Origin of the sequence: Streptomyces odontomachicola (assembly GCF_039605595.1) — a bacterium.
GTDB lineage: Bacteria > Actinomycetota > Actinomycetes > Streptomycetales > Streptomycetaceae > Streptomyces.
Genome location: NZ_JBCFOK010000006.1, coordinates 453,724 through 467,482 on the forward strand (window position 1 = coordinate 453,724; position 13,759 = coordinate 467,482).

10 protein-coding genes are annotated in these 13,759 nt (G+C 73.8%); 8 read left to right on the top strand and 2 right to left on the bottom strand.

Annotation, left to right across the window (positions count from 1 at the left end; translation table 11 throughout):
- Positions 1–15: 15 nt before the first annotated feature.
- Positions 16–1,542: an amino acid permease gene (locus ABEE00_RS14470; protein WP_345745839.1), complete on the top strand. Its 1,527-nt coding sequence runs from the start codon at positions 16–18 to the stop codon at positions 1,540–1,542.
- Between the two features lie 44 nt (positions 1,543–1,586).
- On the opposite strand, the gene ABEE00_RS14475 is transcribed toward ABEE00_RS14470, so the two are convergent.
- Positions 1,587–2,522, bottom strand: a complete 936-nt coding sequence (locus tag ABEE00_RS14475) for an EamA family transporter (RefSeq protein WP_451918578.1) — start codon at positions 2,520–2,522, stop codon at positions 1,587–1,589.
- 121 nt (positions 2,523–2,643) lie between these two features.
- Between ABEE00_RS14475 and ABEE00_RS14480 the strand changes: the two genes are divergently transcribed.
- From ABEE00_RS14480 to ABEE00_RS14495, 4 genes are all read left to right on the top strand, one after another.
- Positions 2,644–3,567, top strand: a complete 924-nt coding sequence (locus tag ABEE00_RS14480) for a LysR family transcriptional regulator (RefSeq protein ID WP_345745840.1) — start codon at positions 2,644–2,646, stop codon at positions 3,565–3,567.
- A gap of 139 nt (positions 3,568–3,706) precedes the next feature.
- Entirely contained in the window at positions 3,707–4,930 is a 1,224-nt protein-coding gene (locus ABEE00_RS14485; RefSeq protein ID WP_345745841.1) for a metallophosphoesterase, read from the top strand.
- A gap of 344 nt (positions 4,931–5,274) precedes the next feature.
- Positions 5,275–6,201, top strand: coding sequence for an EamA family transporter (locus ABEE00_RS14490; protein WP_345745842.1), 927 nt, complete (start codon positions 5,275–5,277; stop codon positions 6,199–6,201).
- 331 nt (positions 6,202–6,532) lie between these two features.
- Complete coding sequence (locus ABEE00_RS14495; protein WP_345745843.1) at positions 6,533–10,492, top strand: non-ribosomal peptide synthetase family protein; 3,960 nt, start codon at positions 6,533–6,535, stop codon at positions 10,490–10,492.
- A 99-nt stretch (positions 10,493–10,591) separates the two neighbouring features.
- Here the strand turns inward: ABEE00_RS14495 and ABEE00_RS14500 are convergent, their stop codons facing one another.
- The gene (locus ABEE00_RS14500) at positions 10,592–11,071 is read right to left on the bottom strand and encodes a GNAT family N-acetyltransferase (protein ID WP_345745844.1); all 480 of its coding nucleotides are present in this window, start codon (positions 11,069–11,071) and stop codon (positions 10,592–10,594) included.
- A 48-nt stretch (positions 11,072–11,119) separates the two neighbouring features.
- On the opposite strand from ABEE00_RS14500, the gene ABEE00_RS14505 reads away from it, so the two are divergent.
- The 3 genes from ABEE00_RS14505 to ABEE00_RS14515 all read left to right on the top strand — a co-directional run bounded on the left by ABEE00_RS14505 (position 11,120) and on the right by ABEE00_RS14515 (position 13,644).
- Complete coding sequence (locus tag ABEE00_RS14505; protein ID WP_345745845.1) at positions 11,120–11,728, top strand: HXXEE domain-containing protein; 609 nt, start codon at positions 11,120–11,122, stop codon at positions 11,726–11,728.
- Positions 11,729–11,838: 110 nt separating this feature from the next.
- Complete coding sequence (locus ABEE00_RS14510; RefSeq protein ID WP_345745846.1) at positions 11,839–13,014, top strand: hypothetical protein; 1,176 nt, start codon at positions 11,839–11,841, stop codon at positions 13,012–13,014.
- Between the two features lie 9 nt (positions 13,015–13,023).
- Positions 13,024–13,644, top strand: a complete 621-nt coding sequence (locus ABEE00_RS14515) for an L-threonylcarbamoyladenylate synthase (RefSeq protein WP_345745847.1) — start codon at positions 13,024–13,026, stop codon at positions 13,642–13,644.
- Positions 13,645–13,759: the final 115 nt, after the last annotated feature.

Below are 13,759 nucleotides of genomic sequence, written 5' to 3' on the forward strand. Positions count from 1 at the left end.
ACCAGGAGGTCCGTGGTGCCGCGCACTCGCACTGCCCCACCCCACAGGGCGGTACCGACCGACGACGACGCAAAGCTCCGCGATCTGGGCTACCAGCCGGTGCTGATCCGGCGGATGGGCCCGTTCGGCAACTTCGCCATCAGCTTCTCGGTCATCTCCGTGCTCTCCGGGTGCATGACGCTGTACGGCTTCGGCCTGATCACCGGCGGCCCCGCCGTCATGATGTGGGGCTGGGCCGCGGTCGGCCTGATGGTGCTGTTCGTCGGCGCCGGGCTCGCCGAGGTCACCAGCGCCTACCCGACGTCGGGCGCCCTGTACTACATGGCCGACCAGTTGGGCGGCCGCCGCTGGGGCTGGTACACCGGCTGGCTCAACCTGCTCGGGCTGCTCGGCGCCATCGCCGGGATCGACTACGGCGCGGCCCTGTTCACCGGCGCGCTGCTCAACCTCCAGTGGGGGATCGAGCCCACGCCCGGCATGCTGATGATGATCTACCTGTGCATCCTGCTGCTGCACGCCGCGCTCAACCTCTTCGGCGTGCGGCTGGTCAGCGTGCTCAACTCGGTCAGCGTGTGGTGGCACGTCGCCGGGGTCACCGTGATCGTCGCGGTGCTGGCGCTGGTGCCCTCGGAGCACCGCTCGGCCTCGTTCGTCTTCGGCGAGTTCGTCAACGACACCGGCTGGTCGGGGCACTTGTACGTGGTCATGATCGGGCTGCTGCTCGCGCAGTACACCTTCTGCGGCTACGACGCGAGCGCCCACCTCTCGGAGGAGACCACAGCGGCCGAGGTCAGCGCGTCGCGCGGCATCATGCGCGCCATCGTCTGGTCGTGGGTGGCGGGCTTCGTGCTGCTCGCCGGGCTGACCTTCGCGATCCAGGACTACGCGGGCACCGTGAACAGTGCCACGGGGGTGCCGCCCGCGCAGATCTTCCTCGACGCGCTCGGCGTCACCGGGGCCAAGCTGCTGCTGATGATCGTGATCGTGGCGCAGCTCTTCTGCGGCAACGCCGAGGTCGCCGCCGCGAGCCGGATGGTCTTCGCGTTCTCCCGGGACGGCGCGCTGCCCTTCTCCGCGCAGTGGCGGAAGATCAACGCCGCGACCGGCACGCCGGGCCGCGCGGTGTGGCTCTCGGTCGCGGTGGCCGCCGTGCTGGCCCTGCCCTCGCTCTACAGCGAGACCGCGTACGGCGCCGTGACCGCGATCAACGTCATCGGGATCACCCCCGCGTACGCCATCCCCATCTGGCTGCGGCTGCGCAACCGGCACCGCTTCGAGCCCGGCAAGTGGAACCTGGGGCGCTGGGGCGTCCCGGTCGGCATCGTCGCCGTGGTGTGGGTGCTCTTCGTGACCGTGCTGTTCTGCCTCCCGCAGACCAACCCGGTCACCGCCGACTCCTTCAACTACGCGCCGGTGGCCCTCGTCGCGGTGCTCACCCTGGCGACCGTGTGGTGGAAGGTGGCCGGCGACCGCGCGTACTCCACGCCCGAACGCGCCGAGGAGGACCGGGAGCTGGCCCTCATCGGGGAGGACATCGTCTGAGGCCCGTCCCCTGAAGCGCGCCCCGCGGGGCCTGGGCCGCGTGCTCAGGCCCCGCCGCGGCGTCGCGGCCCGGCGCCGGACATCACGCTCACCGTGTTCGCCGCGACGATGACCCCGATGGCGGTCCAGGCCGCCGCGTCCAGGGTCTCGCCGAGCACCACGAGCCCGACCAGCGCGGCCAGCACCGGGTTGACGCTCATGAAGACGCCGAAGAAGCGGGCCGGCACGCGGCGCAGCGCCAGCAGGTCGGAGAGGAAGGGCACCGCTGAGGACAGCACGCCCGCGACGGCCGCGTACCCGAGCGCCGCCGGCGTCGGCGGGTGGTGCAGCAGCACCACGATCCCGATCGGTACGTAGCAGATCCCGGACACCACGGCGGCGGCAGCCGAGCCCTGCGCGCCCGGGACGCGGCGGCCCACGGTGCGGTTGAGCAGGATGTACGAGGCCCAGCACACCGCGGCGAGCAGCCCCAGCGCGATGCCCGTGTAGTCGGTGGCGGGCTGCGGCCTGGCCAGCACCACCACGGCGGCGCCCGCGGCGGGCGCGCACACCAGGTCCACTGCGCGGCGCGAGGAGGCCAGCGCCACGGTCAGCGGCCCCAGGAACTCCAGCGTGACCGCGAGCCCGAGGCCGATGCGGTCGATGGCGCAGTACAGCGAGAGGTTCATGGTGCCGAACACCACGGCGAGCGAGAGCACAGGCCACCACTGCCGCCAGGTGAAGGAGCGCCAGCGCGGCCGCCCCACGGCCAGCAGCACGGCGCCGGCCACCCACTGGCGTACGGCCACCACTCCGGCGGGGCCGATCACGGGGAAGGCCAGCGCACCGGTGGCGGCGCCCAGTTGATTGGACAGCCCGCTGCACGTCATCAGCGCGGCACCGGCGAGGCGGCCGGAGCGGGCGGGGGCTTGCTCGGGGGCGGTGGCGGCGCCGGAACCGGCGGTGGCATCGGCCGCCGCACCGACCGTCGCGTCGGTCATGGCGTCGGCGGGCGCGGCTCCCGGGGCCGCGTCGCTGGTCGTGGTCGTCATGGCGCATGACTCTGGTGCGTGACCGGGCCCGCACAAAATGCGTCCGGCGCCGGATCTATACGCTGGAGTCATGGATGGAGCCAGGGGTGCGGGCCGGCGTGCGGGGAGCGGTGCGGGCAGGGAAGGGGCCCAGGAGCTGGAGCTGCGGCAGCTCCGCTGCCTGGTCGCGATCGCCGACACGGGCACCTTCACCGACGCCGCCATCGAGCTGGGCGTCTCGCAGGCCGCGGTCTCCCGCACCCTGCGCTCGCTGGAGGAACTGCTCGGCGTGCGGCTCCTGCACCGCACCAGCCGCACCACCGAACCCACCGCAGCCGGCATGCGCGTGCTGGCCCGCGCGCGCCAACTCCTCGCCGACGCCGAGGACCTGGCCGCCGAGGCCGTCACCGGGCGCACCCGGCTGCGGGTCGGTCACGCCTGGTCCGCCATGGGCAAGCACACGCAGCGCTTCCAGCGCCGCTGGGCCCAGGAGCACCCGGGCGTGGAGCTGCGCCTGATCCGTACGAACACGCCCACGGGCGGCCTGGCCGAGGGCGCCTGCGACCTCGCCGTCGTACGGGCCGGCTACGACGAGCGGCGCTTCGACGGCGCCGTCGTGGGCCGCGAGCGGCGGCACTGCGCGCTGGCCGCCGACGATCCGCTGGCCTCCCGCCGCACCCTGCGGCTGGAAGAGGTGTCGGGGCACACCCTGCTGGTGGACCGGCGCACCGGCACCGCCACCGCCACGCTCTGGCCGCCGGAGTCGCGCCCCGAGGTCGAGCACGTCCAGGACGTCGACGACTGGCTCGCGGCGATCGCCTCGGGCGGCAGCATGGGCATCACGCCCGAGGCCACCGCCGCCCAGTACCGGCGGCAGGGCATCGTCTTCCGCCCGCTCCGCGACGCCCCGCTCATCGAGGTGCGCCTGATCTGGCCCCGGCACGACCCGCACCCGGCCACGCGCGACGCGGTGGACCTGCTGACGGAGCTGTACGGGGAGCGGCGCGGGCGCTGAGGGCTCGGGCGGGGGCGCCCGGGTGCCGGGGGCTCTGCCGAAGGCCGTCGCGGGATTCGCCGGGGCGACTTCGGATCTCCACCGGCTGTTCATGCGCTCTCCGTGAAACCTGTCAGTAACCCGTGAGAGAAACCGGGGCATGTGTGACGACGAACTGATCCCGCCCCGCCCGGACATGACCGAGGACGAGTGGCTGAGATCGGAGGACGCCCCGGACCTCGCCCCGTACGCGGGCACCGCGGCGCCCTCCGGAGCCGCGGGCCAGGACGCTCCGGCGCTGCTCAATCGCCGCACCCTGCTCGGCGGCGTCGCCGCCGGCGCGGCCCTCGCCGGTCTCTCGGGCGGCGTGCTGTCCCCCTCTCCGGCGCGCGCGGCGGACGGCAAGTTCCCGCTCCCTCAACAGCCGGGCCCCGACGGTGAGTTCGCGGTGCTGGTGACCGGGGACGCCGGTACGGGTGACGAGGCGCAGTACGCGGTCGCCGCCGCGGCGCGCAAGCTGATGCGCAGCGAGGGCATCGGGCTGGCCGTCGGGCTGGGCGACAACATCTACGAGAACGGGCCCGAGTCGGACCGCGACTCCGAATTCCAGGACAAGTTCGAGAAGCCCAACTCCGGCATCGACGTGCCGTGGCTGATGCTCCTCGGCAACCACGACTGCTCGGGCCTCATACCCGGCACAGGCGGCGATCCTTCGCGCGGCGACCGCGAGGTGGCGTATGCGAAACACTCCAGGCGCTGGTACATGCCCGCCCGCTACTACAGCGTGGCGCTGCCTTCCGGTGCCGACGGCGACCCCCTGGTGGAGTTCTTCGCGCTGGACACCATCCCCGTCACCTCGTACGTGGTGCAGACCGACCCCCACTACCAGTGGGACGGCCCCTACATGCGCGAGCAGCGCGCCTGGCTGGACCGCGCGCTCTCGGAGTCCCGCGCGCAGTGGAAGATCGTGCTCGGGCACCACCCGTACGTGAACAACGGGAAGCACGGCAGCGCGGGCTCCTACGACGGCTTCACCGTGGGGCACTACACGAGCGGCATCCACCTCAAGGAGCTGTACGAGGAGGTGGTGTGCGGGCGGGCCGACCTGATCTTCTCCGGGCACGACCACACCCTCCAGATCCTGGAGCCCACGGCGGAGAGCAAGGGCACACGGCAGGTGGTGTGCGGCGCCGCAGCCAAGAGCGGCGACGGGAAGGCGCACGGCGACCACCCCTCCGCCTGGCAGGACTTCGCGGCGCACGGCTTCATGGTGCTCAAGGTGTCGCCGCGCGGGATGAGCCTCGACGCGTACACCGTGGACGTCGCCACCCGCACCGCGCGCAAGGCGCACACGCTGCGGGCCCGCACGCCCGTGCACGCCTGACGTCGGCGCACTTCAAGGACTTCGCGTTCTCAGCGCACTTCGCGTATTCCGCTCAGCAGGGCCCCGGCCGTGGGGGAACGGCCGGGGCCCGATTTCTGCCGCTCCCCGCCGTATGGGGCCGTGTGTGGCCGTTGCCCAGACCGTGCCGAAGCTTGTTAGGTAAGCCTTACCTACCTTATGGTTCCCCGGCTGGAGCGGCCCGCCTCGCCGGGAGCCGCTCCGGCGTCCGCAGCCCTTCCGACTCCCAGGGAGTTCACCGTGACCGGAGCCGTGTGCCGTACCGACCTCGCACCTGCACGCCCGCCGCGCAAACGGCGCGCTCACTCGCGGGCGAGGGGGTCCCGATGAGGCGCGGCGGGCCGGCGGCCGACGCCGCGCTGACCGCGCTCGCGCCGGCGATCTGGGGCAGCACCTACCTGGTGACCACCGAACTGCTGCCGCCCGGCAGGCCGTTGCTGGCCTCCGCCGTGCGGGCGCTGCCTGCGGGGCTCGTGCTGGTCGCCGCGGGCCGCGCGCTGCCGCGCGGCGCGTGGTGGTGGCGTGCCCTGGTGCTGGGCGTGCTGAACATCGGCGCGTTCTTCTACCTGCTCTTCGTCGCCGCCTACCACCTGCCGGGCGGCGTGGCCGCGATCGTGGTCGCCGTGCAGCCGACGATCGTCCTGGTGCTGGCCGCGCTGCTGTTGAAGGACCGCGTACGGCCGCGGCAGGTGGCCTCCTGCGTGGTCGGCATGCTGGGCGTGGGCCTGCTGGTGCTCCAGCCCGAGGCGGGCCTCGACACGGTCGGCATCCTCGCCGGTCTCGGCGGCGCCGTGTGCATGGCGAGCGGCATCGTGCTCACCAAGCACTGGGGCCGCCCCGACGGGGTGAGCGTGCTGACCTTCACCGGCTGGCAGCTCACCGCGGGCGGCCTGGTCCTGGTGCCAGCGACCCTGGTGGCGGAGGGACTGCCCGGCCGCGTCACCGGGTCCAACGCCGTCGGCTTCCTGTATCTCAGCCTGATCGGGGCGCTGTTCGCGTACGCGGTGTGGTTCCGCGGCATCGAGCGGCTGCCCGCCTCCGCGGTCTCGGTCCTGGGCTTCGCCAGTCCCCTGGCGGCGGCCGTGCTCGGCTACGCGGTACGGGGCGAGTCCCTGACACCCGTGCAGCTGGCCGGAGCGCTCACCGTGGTGGCGGCGGTGCTCCTGGCCCAGCCGGGCCGCGCGAAACCTCCGCGCACGGAGCCGGAGAAGCCCACCGCGGCGGACACGGAGGCCCGCACCACCGCGAAGTGACCCGCCACGGGCGGCAAGCGGCGCGGAGCGTCGCAGGCCGCCCGCCAAGGCACAAGCGGCAGACGCCCACGCGCCCGAATCCCGCGGCACCCGGTCGCGAGGCCCACTCGCAAGGCGTCCACCCACCCACATCCCGCCGCAGCGGGAAGCAGCCACGCACGCAACGGACCGGCGGTCACAGTCCCCAGTGACCCCGACCCGCAGCGGGGCCGAACCTCGCAGCGCGAAGCAACCCACGGCGCGAAGCCGCCCCACCGGAACGGGGCCGCGCCGAACCCCCCACGTGCCACCCCCCCCCGTCCCACACATCACTGGCACTGCAAGGAATCCCGTGAAGACCGCTCACCTCAGCGACCCCCTGACCGCTCTCCATCAGGGCAGCCTCCCCGCGCTGCTCAGGCAGCAGGCCGCCGCGCAGCCGGACGCCGTGGCCGTCGCCTCGGACACCGGAGGACTCACCTTCCGCGAACTCGACCGCGCGGCCACCGCCGTGGCCGCGCGCCTGCGCCGCCTGGGCGCGGGCGCGGACGAACGCATCGGCCTGTACGCGGACCCCTCCGCCGGCCTGATCACCGGCGCGTGGGGAATCCTCTTCTCCGGCGCCGCGTATCTGCCGCTGTCCCCTGAGTACCCCGAGGAGCGGCTGCGCCACATGATCGAGGACAGCCGCACCCGCATCGTCCTCACCCAGGAACACCTGGCCCCGCGACTGTCCCGGCTCGTCCCGCGGGGGACCCAGGTGGTGACCCTCGGGGCGGCAGGCGCAGAGCTCCCCGCCGTCGCGGACGAGCCCCCGCCCGCCACGCCGGACCCCCGCGACCTGGCGTACGTGATCTACACCTCGGGCAGCACCGGCCGCCCCAAGGGCGTGATGATCGAGCACCGCAGCATCCTGTCCCAGATGCGCTGGATGCACGCCTGCGGCCACCTCGGCAGGGGTACCGCCGTGCTGCAGAAGACGCCGATGAGCTTCGACGCGGCGCAGTGGGAGATCCTCGCGCCCGTCGTCGGAGGCCGCGTGGTGGCGGGCGGCCCTGGAATGCACCGCGATCCCGCGGCGCTCACCGCCGCCGTCGTCGCGCACCGGGTGACCGCGCTCCAGTGCGTGCCCACGCTGCTCCAAGCGCTGCTCGAACACGAGGAGTTCGCCCGCTGCACCTCGCTGCGGCGGGTGTTCTGCGGCGGCGAGACCCTGTCGAAGCGGCTCGCCCGCGCCTTCACCGACGAGCTGCCGTGGTCCTCGCTGGTCAACCTGTACGGGCCGACCGAGTGCACCATCAACGCCACCGCGCACCTGGTCGACCCGGACACGCTCGGCAAGCCGGACGCGCACGCCGGGAACGGAGACGGCGCCGTGCCCATCGGCGTACCGGCCGACAACACCCAGTGCTACGTCCTCGACGAGAACATGGCCCCCGTGGACATCGGCGAGACGGGCGAACTCCACATCGGCGGGGCGCAGTTGGCGCGCGGCTATCTGGAGCGCCCCGACCTGACCGCCGAGCGCTTCGTGCGCTCGCCCTTCGTCCCCACCGAGCGCCTCTACCGCACCGGCGACCTGGCGTACTGGAACCCGGACGGCAGCCTCAGCTTCGCCGGGCGCGCCGACAGCCAGGTCAAGCTGCGCGGCCACCGCATCGAGCTGGAGGAGGTGGCGCTCGCGGTGGAGGAGCACACCTGGGTACGCAGGGCCGCGGCCCTGGTCGCCCAGGACCCGCGCACGGGCGCGCGCAACCTGGTGGCCTGCGTCGAACTCGACCCCAGGGAAGCCGCGTTGATGGACCAGGGCAACCACGGCGGCCACCACCAGTCCAAGGCCAGCAGGCTCCAGGTCAGGGCCCAGCTCTCGGACCCGGGGATCAGGGAGGAGAGCGAGCTCGCCGGGCGCCCCGTGCTGGAGCTGCCCGGCGCGCGGGAGACGGAGCGCCAGCGCCGCGATACCTTCGCGCGCAAGACGTACCGCCACTTCGAGGGCGGCGAGGTCACCCGCGAGGACCTGCTGCGGCTGCTCGCCCCGCGCCCGGCGCCCACCGGTTCCGGCGTCCCGCAGCGCGGCCCGGGAGAGCTGACGTACGGCGAACTCGGCGCGATCCTGCGCTGGTTCGGGCAGTTCAGGAGCGAGGAGCGGCTGCTGCCCAAGTACGCCTACGCCTCGCCCGGCGCCCTGTACGCGACGCAGCTGTACGTGGAGGCCGCGGGGCCCGAGGGCGCGGCGGGCCTCGCACCCGGCGTGTACTACCACCACCCCGCCGAGCACACCCTCGTACGCGTCGGGGACAACAAGGCGGACGAGCAGGGCGCAACCCCGTCGCTCACCGTCCACTTCGCCGGGAAGCGGCGGGCCGTCGAACCGGTTTACAGGAACAACATCCGGGAGGTCCTGGAGTTCGAGGCCGGGCACATGGTGGGCCTGTTCCAGGAGGTGCTGCCCGAACACGGCCTCGGCCTGCGCCCGTCGGGCCGCGACGAGTCCGTGCGGCACGCGCTGGACATCGCTCCCGAGGACCATCTGCTGGGCAGCTTCGCCGTGGTCGCGGCCGGGGACGCGGGCATGCCGGACGTGACGGGGCTCTATGTGCAGGCCCACCCCGGCGGCGTACGCGGGCTGGAGCCGGGCCAGTACCGGCACGAGGCTTGTCATGCACGGGGTAACAGTGGGGGCGCGGGTGCCGTCGGCGAACTGCGCCGCATCGCGGACGCGTTGATCGAGCCCCGGCACGTCATCGCCATCAACCAGCAGGTCCACGAGCGCGCCGGGTTCGGGGTGACGGCGGTCAGCCGCGGCGGGGAGGAGTGGCTGCGCTACATCGCCCTGGGCGCCGAGCTGCACCGCCTCCAGCGCAACGGGCTCGGCCTGGGGCTGATGTCCTCCGGCTACAGCTCGAAGAGCGGCCACCCGCTGCCCGCCGCGCGCCGGATGGACGACATCCTCGCCGGGGCCGGCGAACGCCCGGCCGACGCCTCGTACTTCGCGCTCGGCGGCCGGGTCAGCGAGGAGCAGATCCGCAGCGAGGGCATGCGCGAGGACGCCGTGCACATGCGGGGACCGGCCGAGATGATCAAGGAGCAACTGGCCCGCACCCTCCCGGAGTTCATGATCCCGCACCGGGTCCTGGTGCTGGACGAGCTGCCGCTCACCGCGAACGGCAAGGTCGACACGGGCGCGCTGGCCGTCTCAGAGCCGGTGGCCCGCGCGCACGCGGCGCGCCCGCACGTGGCGCCCGCCACCGAAGCCGAGCGCCGGGTCGCCGCAGAGTGGGGCAGGGAGCTGGGATACGAGGAGGTGTCCATGGAGGACGAGTTCTTCGCCTCGGGCGGCAACTCGCTGCACGCCGTGGCGCTCGTCAACCGCCTCAACCGCGCCTTCGGCACCGGCCTTCCGCTCCAGACGCTCTTCGAGTGCCCGACGCCGTCGGGGCTCGCGGCCCGCGTCGCGGAGTACGCCGGGCAGGCCGGGAATGCGGCCTCCGCTCCCGCTTCAGCGCGGCTGGTGCGGCTGAACGAGGAGCGGGAGGGCGCCCCGGTGTTCTGCTGGCCCGGCCTCGGCGGCTATCCGATGAACCTGCGCGCGCTGGGCCGGGCCGCCGGCCTGGGCCGCCCCTTCCACGGGATACAGGCGCACGGCATCAACCCGGGCGAGACCCCGTACCCGACCGTGCGCGAGATGGCGGCGGCGGACGTGGCGGAGATCCGCCGGGCGCGGCCCGGGGGCCCGTACACGCTGTGGGGCTACTCCTTCGGCGCGCGGGTCGCCTTCGAGGCGGCCTGGCAGCTGGAGAGCGCGGGGGAGGAGGTGGACCACCTGTTCCTGCTCTGCCCCGGCAACCCGGAGGTGCGGAAGGGGAGTCGCCCTGAGCCCGGGCGCGAGCGGGCGGCCGACTACCGGGACCCGGCCTACGTCACGATCCTCTACTCGGTCTTCGCGGGCTCGGTCACCGGGCCCGAGCTGGACCGGTGCCTGGAGGCCACCGAGGACGAGGACACCTTCGCGGCCTTCGTGCACGGCAGGTACCCGTCGCTGGACGAGCCGCTGATCCGGCGGATCGCCCGCGTCGTGCGGGAGACCTACGCCTTCGAGTACGCCTTCCACGAGCTGGCGGAGCGCCGGCTGCGGGCGCCAGTCACCCTCTTCAAGGCCACCGGGGACGACTACGCGTTCATCGAGGGCAGCAGCGGCTACAGCGCGGCGCCCCCGACGGTGATCGGCCTGAGCGGCGACCACTACGGGGTGCTCAGGGAGCCCGGCGTGTCCGAGCTGGCCGCCGCGATACGTCGTCGGCTGGGCCGGTGACGCCGCGAACGTGAGGGGCGAGAACGTGAGCGGGTGAGGGGCGGGGCGCCGCGTGCGCCCCGCCCCCTCCACGTACCGGACCGTCCCCGTACCGGGGCGCTAGCCGAGCCGCTTCGCCATCACGCGTTCCCGCTCCCCGCCCGGGAGGAGGTCGCCCGTCTCGCCCGTGGGCGCGAAACCGCGCCGCCGGTAGAGCGCCTGCGCGCGGGCGTTGTCCGGCAGGACGGCGAGCCGCAGTTCGCCGATGCCCTCGCGCAGCGCCCAGGACTCGACCGCTTCCATCAGGCGGTCGCCGACGCCCCGGCCGCGCACCGACGGCGCCGCGTACAGCGACCTGAGCTCCGCTCCGCCGCGTCCGTCGGGCACGCCCCTGACGACCCCTACGGGGCGCCCGTCCAGCAGCGCGAGCACGTTGTACGCGCCCGGCAGCTCCAGCCGCGCGCGCCACTGCTCCTCGCCGCCCCGCTCCCAGTCCTCGAGCCGGGCCTTGAAGGACTCCGGCGCCTCGGTCAGCGCCGCAAGCCTGACCTCCCGCCACAGCGGCCAGTCCGCGGGGGCCGCTTCCTCAAGCGTCAGCATGTGTGAACAATACGGTGGCGGGGGCCCGTTGACGTGGGGGGGAGCGACATGAGCGCACAGGACGGAACGACGGCGCGCGAGACGTCGTACGAGGTGCCGTACAAGACGTCGTACGCGGTGCCGGCGGCGGCGACCTGGGGGCTGCTGCTCGCCTTCGCCGTGCACGACGCCGAGGAGCTGGCGACGATGCCCGCCTGGGCCGCGCGCCGCGCCGACCGGCTGGAGGAGCGGTATCCGCGGCTGCCCTCGGGCGTCGTGGACGCGCTGCGCATCGACACCGCGCACGCGGCCACCGCGATCGGCCTGATGGGCGGCGTGGTGGCGGCCGCCTCCGCGGCGGGCGCGTGGAGCGGAGGGCGCTCCGCCTTCTACCAGTCGGTGCTCGCCGGGTTCGGCCTGCACTCCCTCACGCACCTGGGGCAGAGCGCGGCGGCCCGCGGCTACACGCCGGGAGTGGTCACCGCGCCGCTGGTCGTGGCCCCGTTCGGCTGCTGGGCGTGGGCGAGACTGCGCCGGGCCGGGGTGCTGCGCGAGACCACGGGACGCGACGTGGGCCGCGCGGCGCTGATGTTCCCCGCGGTGGCGGCCGGCGTGCACGCGGGGGCGTTCGCGCTGCGGGCGGCGGCGCGGAGGAAGGCGCGCAGGCGCAGCGGGTAGCAGGGACGGCCTCGGGCTCAGCCTTTCGTCGCGCGCTGTCGTCCTTCGGACGGTCACGCGGCAACCGGCAGCCGATGCCGGGGCGGCGGAGCCTCCGTACCGTCGGAGGCATGTCCGCTGATCACGACGGAGACGCCGCACCAGGCGAGGCCACCGCACCCGCCGGGGAAGCCGGACCGGCCGCGGGCGCCGCGCCCGCCGAAGGCATCGCGTCAGCGGAGCGTCCCGCGCGGCGCCGCCGCCTCCTGCCCGCGTTCGCGCTCCTGCTGCTCGCGCCGCTGGTGGGCGAGTTCCTGCTGGGCAATCAGCCGGTCACCGACCTGGGCGCGGTGCTGCTCTTCCTCCCGCTGTACGGCTGCGGCGCCCTGCTCGTACGGGAGACCGCGCGGCGTGCCGGGCGCGGCTGGCCCACGATGGTGCTGCTCGCGGCGGCGTACGCGCTGATCGAGGAGGGGCCCGTCGACCAGATGCTGTGGAACCCGCACTACGGCGGGGTCGACATGGGCGCCGTGTACGCGGCCACCCACATCCCGGGGCTCGGCACCAGCGTCGAGATGCTCCAGGACGTGCTGGCGATGCACACGGTCTGGAGCATCTGCGTGCCGATCGCCCTCGTCGAGACCTTCACCCGTGAGCCCACCAGGCCCTGGCTGCGGCTGCCGGGAGTGGCGGTGACCGGCGCGGTGTTCGTGGCGGGCTCGGTGTTCCTGGCGGTCCAGCAGGCGGTGAGCGAGGGCTTCGTGGCGTCGCCCGCGCAGTTCACGCAGGCGGGGGTCGTGATCGTGGGACTGATCGTGCTGGGCTTCGCGGTGGGCCGCCGCCAGCGCGCACCCTTCTCCGGCTCCTCCGACTCCTCCGGCTCCTCCGAGGGCCGTCCCGCGCCGAACCCCTGGCTCGTCGGCGCCGTCGCCCTCGTCGTCTCCAGCCTCTACTGGACCCGCCAGGAGATGCCCGAGGGCCCGGCGTGGAAGTGGGCGCTGTGCGCCGTGTGGTGCGTGCTCGCCGCGGGCTTCGTGGCGCTGGTCCTGCGCTGGTCGGCGCGCCCCGGCTGGGGCGCCGCACACCGCCTCGCGCTGGCCGGCGGCGCGCTGCTCACCTACGTGTGGGTGGGCTTCACGCAGGCAGCCGAGCTGGACGTGCCGCGCGCCGTGGCCCTGGCGGGGAACGCCGTGTTCGGCGCGGGCGCGCTGCTCCTGCTGGCCCTCGCCGTACGGTCGCTGCGGTCGAGGGGCCGCTCGAGTGCCGGGCGGCCGGGGCGGGGTGAGCGCGCCGCGCCCGTCGCCTAGGCTCGGCGGATGGCGAAGTACTACGACGTGCACCCGGTCAATCCGCAGCGGCGCACCATCGGGAAGGTGGCCGACGCCGTCCGCGAGGGTGCGCTCATCGCATACCCCACGGACTCCTGTTTCGCGCTCGGCTGCCGGCTGGGCAGCAAGGACGGCATGGAGCGCATCCGCTCCATCCGCCATCTCGACGACCGGCACCACTTCACGCTGGTGTGCCGGGACTTCGCGCAGCTCGGCCAGTTCGTGCAGATCGACAACGACGTGTTCCGCGCGATCAAGGCGGCCACGCCAGGCAAGTACACCTTCATCCTCCCCGCGACGCGGGAGGTGCCGCGCAAGCTGATGCACCCGAAGAAGAAGACGGTCGGGGTGCGCATCCCCGACCACGTGGTCACCCAGGCCCTGCTCGCCGAGCTCGGCGAGCCGCTGCTCTCCAGCACCCTGCTGCTGCCCGACGAGGAGGAGCCGCTGACCCAGGGCTGGGAGATCAAGGAGCGCCTGGAGCACACGGTGGACGCGGTGGTCGACTCGGGCGACTGCGGCACCGAACCGACCACGGTGGTGGACTTCTCCGACGGCGGCGCGGAGATCGTACGCAGGGGTGCGGGAGACCCCGAACTGTTCGAGTAGTCCGGCCCTGTCGTGCGGTGCGGTGGTGCCGGGCCCGCCCGGCCCCACCCCCCCCCCCGCCCCGTTAGCGCCCCGCTGGAAGCCCCAGGCGCGCAACCCGGCGGCGGCGGCGACA